This is a genomic window from Micromonospora tarensis, assembly GCF_016803395.1.
Classification (GTDB): Bacteria; Actinomycetota; Actinomycetes; order Mycobacteriales; family Micromonosporaceae; genus Micromonospora; species Micromonospora tarensis.
This window is the reverse complement of sequence record NZ_JAEVHL010000020.1, coordinates 26,419-43,427: the sequence shown is the minus strand read 5'-3', so window position 1 is coordinate 43,427 and position 17,009 is coordinate 26,419. Positions and strand designations below refer to the sequence as shown.

The 17,009-nt window shown below is 71.4% G+C and carries 17 protein-coding genes and 1 pseudogene; 9 read left to right on the top strand and 9 right to left on the bottom strand.

All coding sequences use genetic code 11. The features are described 5' to 3' along the window. Window positions 1-17: 17 nt before the first annotated feature. The 3 genes from JM949_RS07420 to JM949_RS07410 all read left to right on the top strand — a co-directional run bounded on the left by JM949_RS07420 (window position 18) and on the right by JM949_RS07410 (window position 4,003). Window positions 18-1,745: an IlvD/Edd family dehydratase gene (locus JM949_RS07420; RefSeq protein ID WP_203147687.1), complete on the top strand. Its 1,728-nt coding sequence runs from the start codon at window positions 18-20 to the stop codon at window positions 1,743-1,745. 85 nt (window positions 1,746-1,830) lie between these two features. Then, window positions 1,831-2,850, top strand: a complete 1,020-nt coding sequence (locus tag JM949_RS07415) for a LacI family DNA-binding transcriptional regulator (RefSeq protein ID WP_309232047.1) — start codon at window positions 1,831-1,833, stop codon at window positions 2,848-2,850. A 325-nt stretch (window positions 2,851-3,175) separates the two neighbouring features. Then, window positions 3,176-4,003 carry an SAM-dependent methyltransferase gene (locus JM949_RS07410; protein ID WP_203147698.1) on the top strand — a complete coding sequence of 276 codons (828 nt, stop codon included), beginning with the start codon at window positions 3,176-3,178 and terminating at the stop codon, window positions 4,001-4,003. Window positions 4,004-4,148: 145 nt separating this feature from the next. Here the strand turns inward: JM949_RS07410 and JM949_RS07405 are convergent, their stop codons facing one another. Genes JM949_RS07405 through JM949_RS07395 form a run of 3 tightly spaced genes read right to left on the bottom strand, consistent with a single transcriptional unit; the run spans window position 4,149 to window position 6,322 of the window. After that, window positions 4,149-4,730: a hemerythrin domain-containing protein gene (locus JM949_RS07405; RefSeq protein ID WP_203147686.1), complete on the bottom strand. Its 582-nt coding sequence runs from the start codon at window positions 4,728-4,730 to the stop codon at window positions 4,149-4,151. After that, complete coding sequence (locus tag JM949_RS07400) at window positions 4,723-5,937, bottom strand: hypothetical protein (RefSeq protein WP_203147685.1); 1,215 nt, start codon at window positions 5,935-5,937, stop codon at window positions 4,723-4,725. The genes JM949_RS07405 and JM949_RS07400 overlap by 8 nt, the downstream gene beginning before the upstream one ends. Then, entirely contained in the window at window positions 5,876-6,322 is a 447-nt protein-coding gene (locus JM949_RS07395) for an STAS domain-containing protein (protein ID WP_203147684.1), read from the bottom strand. Before JM949_RS07395 ends, JM949_RS07400 begins: the two co-directional genes overlap by 62 nt. 273 nt (window positions 6,323-6,595) lie before the next feature. Between JM949_RS07395 and JM949_RS07390 the strand changes: the two genes are divergently transcribed. Further along, window positions 6,596-7,135: a hypothetical protein gene (locus JM949_RS07390; protein ID WP_203147683.1), complete on the top strand. Its 540-nt coding sequence runs from the start codon at window positions 6,596-6,598 to the stop codon at window positions 7,133-7,135. 71 nt (window positions 7,136-7,206) lie between these two features. Here the strand turns inward: JM949_RS07390 and JM949_RS07385 are convergent, their stop codons facing one another. Together JM949_RS07385 and JM949_RS39610 are read right to left on the bottom strand one after the other, a co-directional pair. Beyond that, window positions 7,207-7,803, bottom strand: a complete 597-nt coding sequence (locus tag JM949_RS07385; protein WP_203147682.1) for a Rossmann-fold NAD(P)-binding domain-containing protein — start codon at window positions 7,801-7,803, stop codon at window positions 7,207-7,209. A 38-nt stretch (window positions 7,804-7,841) separates the two neighbouring features. Beyond that, window positions 7,842-8,051: pseudogene (locus tag JM949_RS39610) on the bottom strand (SDR family oxidoreductase); the annotation flags it as partial. A gap of 98 nt (window positions 8,052-8,149) precedes the next feature. Between JM949_RS39610 and JM949_RS07375 the strand changes: the two are divergent. The 3 genes from JM949_RS07375 (at window position 8,150) to JM949_RS07365 (ending at window position 10,652) form a co-directional block, all read left to right on the top strand. Further along, window positions 8,150-8,617, top strand: a complete 468-nt coding sequence (locus JM949_RS07375; RefSeq protein ID WP_203147681.1) for a MarR family winged helix-turn-helix transcriptional regulator — start codon at window positions 8,150-8,152, stop codon at window positions 8,615-8,617. A 63-nt stretch (window positions 8,618-8,680) separates the two neighbouring features. Further along, complete coding sequence (locus JM949_RS07370; protein WP_238432737.1) at window positions 8,681-9,958, top strand: MFS transporter; 1,278 nt, start codon at window positions 8,681-8,683, stop codon at window positions 9,956-9,958. Between the two features lie 64 nt (window positions 9,959-10,022). Then, a complete protein-coding gene (locus JM949_RS07365; RefSeq protein WP_203147696.1) occupies window positions 10,023-10,652 on the top strand; it encodes a VOC family protein in 630 nt (209 codons plus the stop codon). A gap of 11 nt (window positions 10,653-10,663) precedes the next feature. On the opposite strand, the gene JM949_RS07360 is transcribed toward JM949_RS07365, so the two are convergent. Both JM949_RS07360 and JM949_RS07355 read right to left on the bottom strand, forming a co-directional pair. Further along, window positions 10,664-11,491, bottom strand: a complete 828-nt coding sequence (locus JM949_RS07360; RefSeq protein ID WP_203147680.1) for a hypothetical protein — start codon at window positions 11,489-11,491, stop codon at window positions 10,664-10,666. 7 nt (window positions 11,492-11,498) lie between these two features. Beyond that, complete coding sequence (locus JM949_RS07355; protein ID WP_203147679.1) at window positions 11,499-12,971, bottom strand: helix-turn-helix transcriptional regulator; 1,473 nt, start codon at window positions 12,969-12,971, stop codon at window positions 11,499-11,501. Between the two features lie 154 nt (window positions 12,972-13,125). Here JM949_RS07355 and JM949_RS07350 point away from each other — a divergent pair, with 154 nt between their 5' ends. Beyond that, window positions 13,126-14,532 carry a cupin domain-containing protein gene (locus tag JM949_RS07350; RefSeq protein ID WP_305070583.1) on the top strand — a complete coding sequence of 469 codons (1,407 nt, stop codon included), beginning with the start codon at window positions 13,126-13,128 and terminating at the stop codon, window positions 14,530-14,532. Between the two features lie 93 nt (window positions 14,533-14,625). After that, window positions 14,626-15,612, top strand: coding sequence for a zinc-dependent alcohol dehydrogenase family protein (locus JM949_RS07345; RefSeq protein ID WP_203147678.1), 987 nt, complete (start codon window positions 14,626-14,628; stop codon window positions 15,610-15,612). 103 nt (window positions 15,613-15,715) lie between these two features. Here the strand turns inward: JM949_RS07345 and JM949_RS38500 are convergent, their stop codons facing one another. After that, window positions 15,716-15,892, bottom strand: coding sequence for a DUF418 domain-containing protein (locus JM949_RS38500; RefSeq protein ID WP_309232046.1), 177 nt, complete (start codon window positions 15,890-15,892; stop codon window positions 15,716-15,718). Next, window positions 15,862-16,968, bottom strand: a complete 1,107-nt coding sequence (locus JM949_RS38495) for a DUF418 domain-containing protein (protein ID WP_255545545.1) — start codon at window positions 16,966-16,968, stop codon at window positions 15,862-15,864. The genes JM949_RS38500 and JM949_RS38495 overlap by 31 nt, the downstream gene beginning before the upstream one ends. Between the last annotated feature and the right edge of the window lie 41 nt (window positions 16,969-17,009).

Genomic DNA, 17,009 nt, shown 5'->3' with positions numbered 1-17,009 from the left:
GACGGAGAGGTGTGTTGATGTCGACGACGAATCGGCCGCTGCGCAGCGGGCAGTGGTTCGGCGCGGAAGGCCGCAACGGGTTCATCCACCGGTCCTGGATGCGCAACCAGGGGTTCGCCGACGACGTCTTCGACGGTCGTCCGGTGATCGGCATCGCCACCACCTGGTCGGAGCTGACACCCTGCAACGCCCACCTGCGTGACCTGGCCGAATCGGTGAAGCGGGGCGTGTGGGAGAGCGGGGGTCTGCCGCTGGAGTTCCCGGCGATGAGCCTGGGTGAACCTCTCATGCGACCCACCACCATGCTCTACCGCAACCTGCTGGCGATGGAGCTGGAGGAGTCGGTCCGCGCCAACCCCCTCGACGGGGTGGTGCTCCTCTCCGGCTGCGACAAGACGACTCCCGGCCTGCTGATGGGGGCGGCGAGCGTCGACCTGCCCACGCTGATGATGACCGGCGGTCCGATGCTCAACGGCAAGTTCCGCGGCCAGGACATCGGCTCGGGCACCGTCGTCTGGCGCTTCACCGAGGAGATGCGGGCCGGTCGGATGACCGCGGCCGACTGCGCCGAGGCGGAGGTCGGCATGTCCCGCAGCCGGGGTCACTGCATGACCATGGGCACCGCCTCCACCATGGCCTGCGTGACGGAGGCGCTGGGCGTGCAGCTGCCCGGGGCCGCCGCCGTGCCGGCGGTCGACTCCCGGCGGTACGCGCTCGCCCAGGCCGCCGGCCGGCGGATCGTCGCCATGGTCGAGCAGGACCAGCGGCTGTCCACGGTGCTGACCAGGGAGGCGTTCGAGAACGCGATCCGGGTCAACGCCGCGATCGGCGGATCCACCAACGCTGTCGTCCACCTGCTCGCCATCGCCGGACGCCTCGGCGTGCCGCTGTCGTTGGAGGACTTCGACACGCTCACCGCCGACGTGCCCCTGCTCGTCAACCTCATGCCGTCCGGGACGTACCTGATGGAGGACTTCGCCTACGCGGGCGGCCTTCCGGTGGTGATGAAGGAGCTGGCCCCGCTGCTGCACACCGACCACATCACCGTCAGTGGCAGGAGCGTGGCGGAGAACGTCGACGGCGCCCAGTGCTGGAACCGGGACGTCATCGCCACAGTGGACGAGCCGTTCCAGGCCGCCGGCTCGGGCACCGTGGTGCTGCGCGGATCGCTCGCGCCGTCCGGGGCGGTGCTGAAGGTCTCCGCCGCCTCCGCGCACCTGCTCAGCCACACCGGCCCGGCGCTCGTCTTCGACCGGATCGAGGAGTACGTCGTCGCGGCCGACGACCCCGGCCTGGACGTCACCCCGGACACCGTGATCGTGGTCCGCAACGCCGGACCACGCGGTTACCCCGGCTTCCCCGAGGTGGGCAACGTGCCGATGCCCCGCCGGTTGCTGGCCGACGGCATCACCGACATGGTGCGGATCTCCGACGCCCGGATGAGCGGCACCGGATACGGCACCTGCGTCCTGCACGTGGCACCGGAGGCGTCCGTGGGCGGCCCGCTCGCGCTGGTGCGCACCGGCGACCTGGTCCGGGTCGACGTCCCGACGCGTCGACTGGACCTTCTGGTCGACGACGCGGAACTCGCCCACCGCCGGGCCGCCTGGCAGCCCCCGGAACCGGTGGCCGATCGGGGCTGGGTGCGGCTGTACAGCGAGCACGTCCTCCAGGCCGACAGCGGCGCGGACCTCGACTTCCTGGTCGGGGGCAGCGGCAGCGCGGTGCCCCGCCACTCACACTGACCCCGCGCGGTCGTACCAGCCGACGAGGAACTGATTCCATGGGAGAACGGACGGGCCACCAGTGCGAGTTCACGCGGAGACAGCGGTGACAGCCGCTCATCGGCCACCGGTCATGGCCGATGTCGCCCGTCTGGCGGGCGTGTCCCACCAGACGGTGTCCCGGGTCATCAACGGGGCGCCCAGCATCAGGCGCGAGACCCGGGAGCGGGTGCTCGAGGCGATCCGACGGCTCGACTACCGGCCGAACACCGCCGCCCGCGCGCTGGTCCGGGGCCGCTCCGGGATGATCGGCATCATCGGCACGGCCCGGACACTGTTCGGCCCGACGAGCATCCACCGAAGCGTCGAGGACGCCGCCCGCGCGGCCGGCTACTTCGCCACCTCGGTGAGCCTCTCGGAGGTGACGGTTCGGGCGCTCAGCGACGCCACCGAACACCTGATGCGCGTCGGGGTGGAGGGCGTCGTGATGATCGCCGGCAACGACGAGGCGCTGGAGGTGGTGCGGAGGACCCGCTCCAGCGTGCCCTTCGTCGTGGTGGAGGGCGACCTGTCCCGGGCCAGCCTCACCGTCGGCGTGGATCAGGTGCTCGGCGCCCGGATGGCCACCGAACACCTGCTCGACCTCGGGCACCGCGAGATCGTGCACGTCAGCGGTCCGCTCAACTGGGCCGAGGCCCGGGCCCGCCTGGACGGCTGGCGGCAGGCGATGAGCGCGGCCGGCGTCCGCCCGCCCGAGCCGGTCCTGGGTGACTGGCGAGCGCACAGCGGCTACGCCGCCGGGCAGCGGATCTGCGAGCTGCCGGGAACGACTGCCGTCTTCGCCGCCAACGACCAGATGGCCATCGGGGTGCTCCGCGCGCTGCACGAGCGCGGGCGGCAAGTGCCGCAGGACATCTCCGTCGTCGGATTCGACGACGTCCCCGAGGCGGCCTACCTCATCCCGCCGTTGACCACGATCCAACAGGATTTCGCCGCCGTCGGCCGGCGGGCCATCACGGCCGTCACCCAGGCCATCGACGACACCAGGCCGCAGCCGTTGCCGTTGGTGATCCCGAAGCTCGTGGTGCGGCAGAGCACCGCAGCACCGCGTCCAACCGGCGGCTGAGCAGGAGGCGGCGGGCTCAGTTCGACGTCGAGGACGGGTCCCGGTCGGCGCTGCGGCCCGCTTCCGGGCCTATTCAGCAGCGACGATCCGAGACCGAGCGCGGCGACCACGATTCCGGCCGACCCGAGGAACGACCCACCCACCAACCCGACACCCAGACCACACAGGACCGCGGCGCTTCGGGTCGGCTTACCCATGGCGTCTCCTCGGGGTGGCGTGGATCTTTGGCCTTCTATAGCGTGGCACGGTCACGGGAGGCTACTTCCTCGGCCGGCGGTCCCGCGACGGAGTCACGCACACGATCGAGATGGGGTTCGCCGTGACCATGGAATCGCCGACGACCGGGCGGCCCGAGGCCGGCGAGGTCGCCGCGCAAGAGAAGATCGACACGTCGGTGCCGCACTCGGCACGGATCTGGAACTACTGGCTCGGCGGCAAGGACAACTTCGCGGTCGACCGCGCGGCCGGCGACCAGTACCGACAGGTCTTCCCCGGCGTCGTGGACGTCGCCCGGGCCTCCCGCCAGTTCCTGGTCCGCTCGATCAGGTTCCTCGCCGGCGAGGCGGGCGTCCGCCAGTTCCTCGACGTCGGCACCGGGCTGCCGACCGCCAACAACACCCACGAGGTGGCGCAGCGCGTCGCGCCCGACGCGCGCATCGTCTACGTCGACAGCGATCCGCTGGTGCTGGTGCACGCCCGCGCGCTGCTGGTCGGCACCGCCGAGGGCAGGACCGCCTACATCGACGGCGACCTCCACCGTCCGGCCGAGGTCATCGCGGAGGCCGCCAAGACGCTCGACTTCGAGCAGCCGATCGGTCTCATCCTCAGCGGCGTGATGGGTCATGTGCCCGACTACGAGACGGCCCGGTCGATCGCCCGGCAGTTGCTGGCGCCGCTGCCCAGCGGCAGTTACCTCTCGCTCAACGACGGCACGAGCCTGATCAGCGCGGAGATTCAGCAGGCACAGGACGACTACAACGACACCGGGGCCACCCCGTACACGCTTCGCTCGCCCGACCAGATCGCCGGCTTCTTCGACGGCCTGGAGCTGGTGGAGCCCGGCGTCGTCCCGTGCCCGCAGTGGCGGCCGGACGACGCTGTCGACACCCCGGCCGACATCGACGCGTTCGGTGGGGTGGCCCGCAAGCCCTGACCTCCAGGCCCGGCGACTCGCCGGCGAGGTTGGCGAGTTCGTCGCGTACCGTGCCCACGACCGGCACGCCCACCGTGCCGACGCGCAGGGCCGCCCGCACAACGCGGGCGGCCCTGCGGCACATTTCGCGATCGGTCGTCTCGACTCAGCTCTCCGACGGCTTGCGCACCGCGTCGCGTACCCGGTCGATGACCGCCAGGACCGGGCCGGCGGCCAGGTTGCCCTTTGCCGACTGGGCACCGGGGTGTGGGCGCGTCGGTGCGGACGCCTCCGCCGCCCGGACGGCCGTCGCGAGACTGCGCAGCCGTTCGGCCGGTACGAACTGGCGGAGCCGGGGGAATTCGTAGCGCTCCTCGTGACGAGCGTGCATGAGCACGGCGTCGCGCAGCAGGATGATCCCGGTCTCGAAGCCGTCGGCGTCCACACCACCGGCGACCAGGGTCTTCAGTGTCTCCTTCGCCTGCCGTTCCTCGTCGAGCCGGTCGTCGACCATCGCGTCGCCACCGCCGCCGGGTAGCGTCCGGGCGAGCGGGTGGACCACCTCCTCCTCGGCGGTCTCGTGCGCGGCGAGAAGCTTGACCAGATCGTCGAAGGCGTCCCGGCGGGTCTCGCCGGTGCCGCCGATGACCAGCAGGAAGAGCTGCTCGATCTGGGCGTGCTGGGCGAGCAGCAGGTCGACAACGTCCTCGTTCGGCCCGTACGTCAGCGGGGCGTCGGTCTCAGGCATGGCTTCCTCCCTTGGCGCGCAGCGCCTCGACCGGGTGCGGGCCCTCGGTCTCGATGCGGTACTCGTCGCCGGAGCGTTCCCGGTGCATGTCGATGACCTGCTCACTCGGCGGCTGCTGGCCGTCGTGCAGTTGCTGCTGCATCCACTCGAAGCGCTCGTGCGCCTCACGGACGTAGCCCTCACCGAGCTTGGTGAGGTCGACCTGGGTGGCCAACAGGTGACGCAGGTAGTCCTTGTTCGGCTCGAAGGTCAGCGGCTCGGGCAGCCCGGCGCTGCCGACGATCTCCTCCGGCTCCCGACCGTCGTGCCGGCGCAGCAGGTCGGCGGCCTGCTGGAGGTGGGCCAGCTCCATCTGCAGGTGCAGCTCCCAGATCGCCTTGATCCGGCTGTCGCTCTCCTGTTGCAGGAAGGAGTAGTAGAGCCAGCACTCGTTGTACTCGTGGGTGAGCAGCCGCTCCCACCAGTTCTCGCCCGGGTCCAGCAGCGACTCGTAGTGGGTGACGTGCTCCTGCTCGATCAGGCTGATCTCCTGGTAGAGCTGGCGGGCGATGGGTTCCATGTACTGCGGGCCGACGTTCATGTAGTAGAACATCACCTGCTGCTCCGCGGAGAGGATCGTCAACGCGTGCAGCTTGGAGCGCGGGTCCACCGAGTTCCGGTCGTACGGGGTGCGGACCTCGTCGAAGGGATGCCGGTGCTCCTGGACCGTCGGCCGGCCGGGCATGACCTCGGTGAGACCGTCGACGATCTTCTCCGCCTTGCGGCGCTCGACCATCTCGTAGAGGTTGGCGTAGCGGTACAGGTGGTCGAAGTCCTCCAGCACGCCGAACTCGTACGCCTGCTTCAGATAGGGGTCCGGTTCGTGCCGGGCCACCCAGGCGGTGAGGTCGACGGCCACCTGCTCGTAGCCGAGCGTCGTCTCCAGCACGCTGGCGATGCCCGGGAGCAGCCAGTTCACCACCCGCTGCTGCTGGTTCTCGACGTATCGGACGTAGGCGAGCTGCCGGCGGACCTCCTGGTCCGGGCAGTTCCGGGCGAACTGGTGCTGGAAATTGATCGCCTCGACCTCGATGCCGTTCATCGTGATGATCCGGCACCTGGTGTACGGGTCGACCGCCTCCGGGTCGATCGGCTCGACGTTGAGCTCACGCCAGTTGCGGATCTGGCTTTCGAGCGCAATGCCCTTGTGATCCAGTGGATTGAACATGTCTCTCCTTCGGTGCGGGGGACGCGGGCCGGCGGGGTGACGGCGAAACGGTGTCGCCGAGGTGAGCCCCGGTCGGCTCCGACGGGCGGTCGAGTGCGAGGTGCCGGGTCACTCCGGTGACGGCGAGGACGCGGCGGACGAACGGCGAGGGATGGCGAAGCGTCAGCCGACCGTCGGCCCGGGCGGCCAGTTGGCCAGCCCTGAGTAGGGCGCTGACGCCGTGCGCGCCGAAAAAGTGGACCGCGGAGAGGTCAACCGCGACCATCGGTCGGGGTGCGCGACAGAGGAATTCCACCAGCTCGGTGAGCAGGTGGGCGTTGCTGTCGATCTCGCCGGCCACTCGGATCAGGCTGAACGAGCCGTCGCGGCTCAGCGTCAGCGACATGATCGGCTTGATGCGGCCGGGTTGGAGGGGTGGTACCGGGGACCGGACAAGGGGGGTTTGGTCGGTCAACTGCTGCCTCCGCCCTCGATGAGGATGACCCCAAGCCGCAGGTGTGCCGGCAGGATGACCAATGGAGGGCGCATGTCTTGACCCGATCTTCACCGTACCCGCCGCGAAAGGGGGTAAACCAAGACCGTCAGGAGCAAGTTGGATGACTGTTGATGCCGGACGGATCGCGGGTGTGGGCACCCGAGCGCTGGGTAGGGCTTGAGCATGCTGAGGCGAGCGGTGTGGCAGGGGCTAACGGCGGGTCTGGTTGGCGCGGCGGTGATGACGGCCGCTGAGAAGGTGGAGCAGCGGGTGACCGGTCGTCCCGACTCCTACGTGCCAGCCCGGGTTCTGGCACGCCTCACCGGCCTGCCGGAATCGCGCGGCCAGCAGCCCCGGTGGCAGAACCTGGCGATGCACTACGGCCAGGGCGCGTTGGTCGGCGTGCTGCGCAGCGTGATGGCGCAGGCCGGGCTGCGGGGTCCCTGGGCCTCGGGAATGTTCACCGTGCTGCGGCTGAGCAACGACCAGATCCTGGAGAACGCCACCGGGGTGGGGGCACCCCCACAGACCTGGCCACGCCCGGAACTCGCGATCGACGTGCTGCACAAGTCCATCTACGCGTTCGCCACCGGAGCGGTGGCCGATGCGCTGGCCACTCGGGACGGTGCCGGCCCCGGGCAGCGGCATGCCGCGCTGCGCCCCGGTCGCCACTCGGACGTCGGTCCGCTGTCGCGGGCCGCGACACGTCAGGCGTCGCGCTGACCTCCACCAGCCACCCGGCGTGCCCTCCGGTGTGACCGCACCGGAGGGCACCGCGCCGAACGACCACCGGATCAGGCGCTGGCGAAGTGCTCGCGGTGGTCGCGGACGAACTCGGCGAAGGTCCGCGGCTGCCGGCCGGTGATCCGGGCGACGTGGTCGTTGGTGAAGTCACCCCACCCGGAGCCGTAGGCGACCCGGTACTCGGCGAGGACCTCTGCCGACCACTGGTCGAGGCCGGCCTGGAGCAGGCCGTCGCGCGCCTGTTCCGGGCTCTGCGGCACGTACCGCACCGGCTGGCCGGTCGCCCGGGCGATCTCGTCAGCCGCCTGGTCCAGGCTGATGCTCTCCGGCCCGGTGGGCGTGTAGACCATGTTCTCGTGCTGCCGGGGCGCGGCGAGGATCGCGGCCCCCGCGGCGGCGATGTCCCGGGCGTCGACCACACCGGCGCGCGAGTCACCGAGCAGGCCGTAGAGGTGTTCGCCGGCCTTGGCGCCGAGCAGGTTCTGCATGAAGTGACTCGGCCGCAGGATCGTCCAGGGGATCCCGGACTGCTGCAACTCCGCGTCGGAGAGGGCGTGCAGTCGGCCGTTGCGGGTGGGCGCGTCGTGCGCGGCGCCGATCGCGGAGAGTCGGACGATGTGCCCGCGCCGGCCTGCCGGGCCGCCCACACGGCGTTCATGCTCTGGCTCGGCGCCAGCGGGCCCATCGGCATCAGCAACCACAGCGTCGTGACCCCCTCGAACGCCGGGGTGAGGGTGGTGGGCCGGTCCAGGTCGCCGACGACGTACTCGACGCCCGCCATCTTGTCGGTGCGCGAGGTGTCCCGCACGAGGGCGCGGACCGGCTGCTTGCCGGCGAGTTCGCGCAGCACCTCCCGCGACACGGTGCCGTTTGCCCCGGTGATCAGAATGGTCATGGTCGTCCTCTCGGTCAGCTGCGACCGAGGTCGGGCCTCGGTCGCCGCCAGCGACGATATAGTCCAGAAGTTGTACCGTCCAATGATTGGACCAAAATATGAAGCGCAGCACACTGAAGGAGCAGGACCCGGACCTCGGGATCCTGGCCGTGCAACTCTCCGCGCGCGTCCAGCGCGAGATCTTCCGACGCTCGGCCGAGCAGGGGTTCGACGACGTCCGGCCCCGCCATGGCGCGGTCCTCGCGTATCTGGACGTGGAGGGCACCCGACCCGGTGAACTGGCCCGGCTCGCCGGGCGCAACAAGCAGACGATGGGCGCGATCCTCGACGAGTTGGAGCGGCTGGGCTACGTCCGGCGTACCCCCGACCCGGCGGACCGCCGGGCGAAGCTGATCGTGCCGACGGAGCGGGGCCGCACCTTCATGGAGGTCTCCGACGGGCTGGTGCACCTGATCGAGCAGCGGCTCGCCGACACCCTCGGCCCCGACCGCTACCGGGACTTCCGGGAGGCGCTCGGCGTTGGTGTGGCGAGCCTCCCGGCAACCGGTCACGACGCCGAGGGCTGAGCCGGCCCGCGCCGCGGGCCAGCCGCGACGGCCCGCGCGCCGACGCGGTCGAGCGGGCATGCAATGGCCAACGCCGGGTACGCCGCCCTGGCCCTGGGCCCGGCAGTGCGCCCAGGTCGACCGCTGTCCACGCAGCCGAGGAGCACCGACATGCCGATCGCCGGGCAGGCCCGACTCTCACCGAGGGTCTCCCTGGTGCTGTTGGCGTCGATCCTCGTGTCGTTCCTGGCCGCGTCGGCGGCACCGACTCCGCTCTACGGTCTCTACCAGGAACGGTGGCACTTCTCGCCGGTCACCACCACTGTGGTGTTCGCCGTCTACGCGCTCGCGGTGCTGGCGTCGCTGCTCGTCTTCGGCAGGTTGTCGGACCACCTCGGTCGGCGGCCGGTCCTGGCCGTCGCGGTCGCCGTGCAGATGCTCGCGCTGGTCGTCTTCGTCTTCGCCAACGGCGTACCCACGCTCCTGGTCGCCCGCCTCGTGCAGGGGCTGGCGGCCGGCGCCGCCACCGGCGCGGTGGGCGCCGCCATGCTCGACATCGACCGGGCCCGGGGCACGCTCGCGAACTCGATCGCGCCCGGTATCGGAACCGGTAGTGGCGCGCTGCTGTCGGCGCTGCTCATCCGGTTCCTACCCGCGCCCACCCGACTGGTGTACGTCGTCCTCCTCGTGATCCTGCTGATCCAACTCGTCGGGGTCGCGCTGATGCCGGAGACCGTCACGCCGATGGCCGGAGCACGACGCAGCCTACGACCCGACGTCACGCTGCCCCGTAACGTGCGTCAACCGGTGCTTGTCGTCGTCCCGGTGCTGTTCGCGGTCTGGGCGCTGGCCGGGTTCTTCGGCGCGCTCGGCCCGGCGCTGGTCCGCAGCCTGATGAACACGTCGATCGTGATCGCCGGGCTGGTCCTCTTCGTCTTCGCCGTCTTCGGGTCGGTCGCCGTCGTGGTCCAGCGCAACACCGCCGCGCGGACGGTGATCCTGACCGGGATCGTCGCGCTCATCCTGGGCATGCTCGTCACGCTGCTGTCGATCATGGCGCAGTCCGTACCGGGCTTCTTCGTCGGCCTCGCGCTCGGCGGCGTCGGCTTCGGCAGCGGCTTCCAGGGCAGCCTCAAGACGGTCATGCCACTGGTCGAGGCGCACCAACGCGCCAGCGTGCTGTCAGTGCTCTACATCGTCTGCTACGTCGGCTTCGGCCTCCCCACGGTGATCGCCGGCTTCCTCGTGGTCTATGCCGGCGGCCTGCCGCAGACCGCCGACGAGTACTCCGTGGCCGTCATCCTGCTCGCTCTGGTCGCCCTGCTGGGGGTGCGCCGGACCGCGAGGATGTCGCCGGGCTGATGCCCGGAAGCCGGCACCGAGCAGGGATGTGAGCAGTAGCGTGGCGATCAGAGAGGGGGCGGCGATGAGCCCGAAGGTTGCCCAGGGCGACGCGAGTGGGACGTCGCGTATCGAGAGCCTGGACCAGAAACTCGAGGTGATCGTCATCCCGGTGTCGGATGTCGAGCGGGCGAAGGCGTTCTACCAACGCATCGGGTGGCGGCTCGACCAGACGCCGCCCGGCATCGTCCAGCTGACGCCGCACGGCTCCGGGTGCTCCGTACAGTTCGGCCCGGGACTCACCCCGGCGGCGCCCGGCTCGGCCATGGCGTACCTGATCGTCTCCGACATCGAGGCGGCCCGCGACACCCTCGTCTCCGCTGGCGCCGAGGTCGGCGACGTCTTCCACGTCACCCCGGACGGCCCGGCCGACGGACCGGACCCCGACCGGCGCAGCTACTTCTCCCGCGCCACGCTGCGCGACCCGGACGGCAACACCTGGCTGATGCAGGAGATCACGACCAGACTTCCCGGGCGGATCGAGGGGGGTCTGACGTCGTTCGGCACCGCGAGCGACCTGGCGAGCGCGCTCCGGCGTGCGGCCGCCGCCCACGGCGAGCACGAGGAGCGCACCGGCGAGCGCGACGAGAACTGGCCCGACTGGTACGCGGCGTACCTGGTGAGCGAGCAGTCGGGGGCCAAGCCCCCCGAGTGAGGTCGACCGGCTCAGGAAGCCGATCGCCAGATCCAGTTGCGCCGCTCGTAGAGCGGCACCAGCCCGGCCCGGCGCATGTTGTTCAACGACGGGTTCTGCTGGCCGGGCGCGGGCTTGCCGGTCTCGGCGAACAGCCACCGGCAGCCCGCCTCGGCGGCGGCTCGGGCGCGGGCCGCGATCAGCGCCGACTGCGCCCCGAGGCGGCGGTGCCCGGGGGCCGTGGCGGCGGCGTTGAGCGAGGCGGCCTCGCCGTGCAGGAACAGGTTGCCGCCGGCCACGAGATCGTCGCCGTCCCACCCGGCGTACGGCCGCCAGGCCGGCGCATCGACAGTCGATGCCAGCATCGTGGTGAGCCCACCGCTGGGCATGCCGAACCCGGCGAGCAGCACGTCGGCCCAGCGCTGGGCTTCGGCGACGGGCACCGGGCCGACCCGCAGGCGGGTCTGCCGCGCCGCGACGTCGTCGGGTCGGGCGGCGAGTTTGACCCAGGCGCTGCCCGGTTCGAGCCCCCGTGCGGCGGCGACCTCGTCGAAGCCCACCGGCAGCACCGACGGGACGAGCTGGAGGACAGCCTGGTGGACGCCCTGGTCGCGGTAGAAGTCGAGGACGCGATCCAGGACCTGGACGGTGAACGGCTCGGTGGTGCCGAACCCGAGCGCCTTGTTCCAGTACCCGCCGGAGGGGTCGTTCCGCATCGCGAGGGCGACGCCGCCGCCGATACGCGTGGTCGCGATCCCCAGATCGGTGTACGCGGGCGCGGGCGTCCGCGACTCGTAGGAGTGCATGAATTCGCACTCCACGGCTTCGGCGAGCGGGGTCAGATCGGTCGACGCGGTCATCGGGTGATTATCGCCGGGTGCGATCCCAGGCCCGCACCAGCTGCATCCGGTTGTTGATGCCCAGCTTGTGGTATATGGAGCGGAGCTGGGTGTCTACCGTATGGAAGGAGACGAATAGGGTCTCGGCCGTCTCCCGCTTCGTGGCACCGGCCGCCAGCATCTCGGCCACCCGCTCCTCGGCGGGGGTGAGCGCGTCGATGCCCGCGCGCGCCGGCTCGTCGATCGATGACCGGTCGCGCGGGGTGGCGGTGAGTTGAGCGGATCGCCGGTCGGCCGTCGCCTGGTCGCCCGGGGCGCCGATTCGTGCGTAGAGGGCGGCCGCCTCCTGCGCGGCGTCGCGCGCCTCCGTGGGGCGTGCTCCCGGGGTGTTCGCCAGGTCGAGCAACGCGTCGGCCAGCGCCGGCCACGCCTCGGTGGTGCGCAGCCCGTCGACAGCCGACCGGAGGGCGTCCGGGTCGCCCTCGCGCAGCCCTCTGGTCTGCTCGGCCAGCGCGCGCCACAGCGGCACCGGGGTGCGGGTGGCCACCAGCTCGACCAGCTCGGTGACCCGGTCGGCGGCCCGGGTGTCGTGGGCGGCCACCGCCGCCCGGACCAGCCGGGGGGCGAAGTGTGGCACCGGCACGAACGACCGGACCGAGCGGTGCAGATCGGCGACGACCCGGGTGAGCAGGCTCGCCGGGGCGCTGAGGAGCGGGTCGCGAACCGCGACGCAGCACGCGAGCGTCCACATCGTGCTGTCCGGCCATCGTGCCGCCGTGAGGCAGGGGCGGAGGATGGCGCGGGCGTCGTCGTGCTCGCCACGGCGGTAGCGAACCTCGCCGATCACCGCGACCAACAGGGCGCGCACCTCCCGGTCGAGGTCCGTCGAACCCGAGCCGAGCATCGTGACCGCCAGCGCGGCCGCCTCGGGTAGCTCTCCGACCGCGACCATGCGCAGGCAGTCCAGCGCGGCCAGCCTGCCGTTGAGCGGGGCGTCGCGCGACGGCGGGCCGTCCGGCACCTCCCGGGTCGAGGTCCGGGCGTCCTGGTATCGGCCCAGACCGAGTTGCACCAGGATCCGTTCGGCTCGGATGGCGGTGGCGTCCCGTCGGGCCAGCCACACGTCAGGGTCCAAGGCGGCCAGCACGGCGTGGGCGCCCGGCAGGTCCCCGTGCGAGAGCGACCGGGCGGCCCGACCGAGGGCGAGGTGACGAGCCGACGCGTGGTCACCCGACCACGCGTGCGCGGTGCCGGCGTCGCGGAGCAGGGCGTCGGTGTCCGGGTGGCCGGTTCGAGCCGCGATCGTGGCGAGCAGGGCGAGCACTGCGCTGCGGCTCCGGTCGTCCAGTCGCCGGCCCAGCGCGTGTCGTAGACCGGCGAGGGCGGTTGCCGGTTGCTCCAGTGCCGCGGCCTGCGCCAGGCGACCGATCAGGTCGGCGCGGTGGCGCTCACCGCCGGGGTTCGCGGCGATCTCCGCCGCCAGAACATGCAGCGCCTCCATGCCGCGAGCCTAGCCACGGCGGCAGCAGGCGGACGACCAGAAGGACCAACCGGCGCGAGTGCGCCGAATGCGCCCTGACGTCCGGGACCTGACCTGCGCCAATAGCGCGATCGCGTGATGCGACGGTCCGCGCCCGGCCCCGATCATCGACGGTATGGCCCACTCGATCGCACTGCCCGGCCTGCTCCGACTCCGGGTCGTCCTGCTGATGTTCGTCCTCGTCGCCGGCACCGGTGCCGGTGGCCACGCCCCGCCGTGGACCCGCCTGGTGCTGGTGGCGACCGCGGTGGCGGTCCCGGTCGCGGTCGCGGACCAGCACGGTCGCCCGGGGGTGCGCGCCCTGCTGGGGCTGCGTCCCGGCCGCGGCCGCGCGCTGGGCCGGTCACCGCGCCCAGCACGATCCAACCCGAGTGAGGAGACAGCGATCATGGCGAACAGCGATCCCCAGCCGCGCCGCGGCGATCAGGGTGGCCCGCCCTTCGCGGGCCGTAACGTCGAGCTTGAGCGGCAGAACCCGGATCTGCTCGTGCCGCCGACGACCGACAGCCGGCTGGTGCCGAACCTCAAGTTCTCGTTCTCCCAGGCGCACACCCGGGTGGAGAAGGGCGGCTGGACCCGTGAGGTCACCAGCCGCGACCTGCCGATCGCCAGCCAGCTCGCCGGCGTCCAGTTCGGTCTGGAGCCGGGCGCCTACCGGGAGATCCACTGGCACCAGCAGTCGGAGTGGGCGTACATGCTCAGCGGCAGTTGCCGGATCAGCGCGGTCGACCACGAGGGACGCAACTTCATCGAGGACGTCAAGGAGGGTGATCTGTGGTTCTTCCCGCAGGGGGTGCCACACAACATCCAGGCGTTGGCCGACGGCGCCCAGTTCCTGCTCGTCTTCGACGACGGGGCGTTCTCCGAGAACAACACGTTCCTGCTCAGCGACTTCTTCGCGCACACTCCCCGGCACGTCCTGGCCAAGAACTTCGGCTGGACGATGGAACAGATGGAGAACCTGCCCGAGCGGGAGAAGTACATCTTCCAGGGCGACGTCCCACCGCCCCTGCAACAGGATCGGGTGATCAGCCCAACCGGCGACATCCCGCGAAGCTTCAAACACCGGATGACCGCCCAGACCCCGCAACGCTTCCGCGGTGGCACGGTCCGGATCACCGACTCGACCAACTTCGCCGCGTCGGTGACCACCGCCGCCGCCCTGGTCGAGGTCGAACCCGGCGGGATGCGTGAGTTGCACTGGCATCCCACCACCGACGAGTGGCAGTACTACATCTCCGGCACCGGACGGATGGGCGTCTTCGCGGCCCAGGCCGCCGCCCGGACGTTCGACTTCCAGGCCGGCGACGTGGGCTACGTCCCCTTCGCGTACGGCCACTACATCGAGAACACCGGCGACGAGCCACTGGTGTTCCTGGAGATGTTCCGGCATCCCCGGTTCGAGGACATCTCGGTGATGCAGTGGATGGCCAACACGCCCCACGAGATCATCGCGGACACCATCAACGTGCGGAAGTCGATGGTCGACGCGTTGCCGACGACCAAACAGACAGTCATCTGAGCGCCGGGCGGTGCGCGGTGACCGGCGCGGCGGCGGTGACCCCCTGCACTGTGCAGGTGCGGCTCGACCCCGCCGGGAGAGGTGAGCAGAATCGTGCGTGCTGTGGTCCTGCGGGAGTTCGGCCGGCCGATGCTGGTCGAGGAGATCGACCAACCCGCCCCCGCGGCCGGTCAGGTGCTGGTGCGGGTCGTCGCCAGCGGGGTCAACCCGCTGGACACGAAGATCCAGGCGGGCCAGGCCGCGCACGCGCGCATCCGCCTGCCGGCGGTGCTCGGCCTGGACCTCGCCGGTGTGGTCGCGGCGGTGGGTCCGGAGGTGGCCGGCTTCGAGCCGGGGGACGAGGTGTACGGGCTCTGCGGCGGCGTCGGCGACCTGCCGGGCTCACTGGCCGAGTACGCCGCCGTGGACGCCCGGTTGCTGGCTCGTAAGCCACGGACACTCTCCATGCGGGAGGCCGCCGCGCTGCCGCTGGCGGCGATCACCTCGTGGGAGGGACTCATCGACAGGGCCGGGGTTCGGGCCGGGCAGAAGGTGCTGGTGCACGGCGGTTCGGGCGGCGTCGGTCACGTGGGCGTGCAGCTCGCCCTCGCCCGGAACGCCGAGGTGTACGCCACCGGCGGGCCGGCGAGCCTGCCGGTGATCGAGAGCCTCGGCGCGGTGCCGATCGACTACACCTCCACCACTGTCGAGGAGTACGTGCGCAGGTACACCGGGGGTGCGGGGTTCGACGTCATCGCCGACAACGTGGGTGGCGCGACGCTGGACGCCTCGTTCGCGGCGGTGCGTACCTATCACGGGCACGTTGTCAGCGCGCTGGGCTGGGGGTCGCACTCGCTCGCCCCGCTGTCGTTCCGGGGGGCGACGTACTCCGGAGTGTTCACCCTGCTGCCGATGCTGACCGGACGCGGCCGCGAACACCACGGCGACATCCTGCGTGAGGTCGCCGCGCTGGCCGAGGCCGGAGCGCTGCGCCCCCGCCTGGACCCGCGTCCGTTCACGCTCGACACGGTGATGGACGCCCACCGCCTGGTCGCCGCCGGCACCGCGGCCGGCAAGGTCGTCGTGGACGTCACCGGCTGAGGATCGGCTGGGCCGCGCGCGGCTCGACGGAGGTGGCGGTGCAGGTGACCCGGCCGGTGGGATCGGGCGGTGCCGCCCACCGGCGTGGCCACCGCACACCTGGTCAGGACCGCCGTCGACGACGGTCAGCCGGGTCCGGAGCCGCCGTCGCTGCCAGCGACCGACGGGGCCCGTAGGTCAGCCGGCGTAGCACGACCTCGGCCGGCCCGGCCTGCCCGCGCTTGTGGAGCAGTCGGGCGATCAGCACGGTCACCAGCCAGACGGTGACCGCGATGAGCACCCCCGCCACCGTGGGGTCGCCGAGCGCTGGCCCAGGGCGAGCGTGAAGGGCGCCAGCAGGAGCAGCCAGGCCACCGACTGGAACAGGTATCCGGACAGGGAGCGCTGGCCCAGGGCGGAGAGTGCGCTGAGGACGGGGCCGGGCCGGGTCACCCGTAGGGCGATCAGGCCGAAGACCGCCGCGTAGCCCGGACCGGCGAACATGCCGCTGGCGCCGTGCAGCATGAGGATCAGGCTGGCGGTCGGCTCGTCGACGTGCAGCCATCCGGCGCTGACGAGGGCGGCGGGCAGGCCGCCGACGGTGGCGACGCCAAGCCCCACGGCAGCCGTCCACCTGAGCAGCGTCCGGTGACCGGCCAACTCCTCCAGGACCCGGCGGCGGGCGGCCCACATGCCCAGCCAGGCGATGACGATGAAGGGCACCACGGTCAGCGTGTGCGTCGGCCACTCGGCGAGACGGTCCACGACGGAGGCGAGGTAGTGGGAGGCGGCCAGCGAGTCGACGTGGCCCGCCGGCAGTGGTGCGCTCCCGCGTGAGCCCGCGATGCCGCTGATCACGATGGCACCGAGGATCAGGATCTCGACCCCGATCAGCGCCCAGAGCACCAGGATGGTCCGGTGCAGCTTCGCACCGCGGCGGAGCAGTAGCACGGTCATCACGATCCCGACGATGCCGTAGGCGCCGAGGAAGTCGCCGTAGTAGAGCAGTGCGGCGTGCGCGAACCCGAAGGCGACGAGCCAGAGGTTGCGGCGCAGCAGCACCGAGCGGACCTGTCGGGGCGTGGCGCCGGAGGCGTCCTGGCGACGGGCGAGCTGAACCAGTCCGTAGCCGAACATCACGGCGAAGACCGGGTAGCCGTGTGCGTGCACGAGCGCGAAGAGGAGGAAGTTGAGAACTCGGTCGACGCCCGTCGGTGTGGCGTCCAGGCCGGGCTCGCCGGCGAAGACGACGCCGGCGACGTTTGCCAGAGCGATGATCAGCAGCATCGCTCCCCGGGTCAGGTCCGGCGCGAGGGCGCGTTCGGCCGGCCGGACCGGCCCTCTCGATGTCCGCGCTGGTGCCGTGTCGATGCTCATGGACGTCCCCTCCCCGAGGCCTGCTTTAGTTTGTCTGAGAA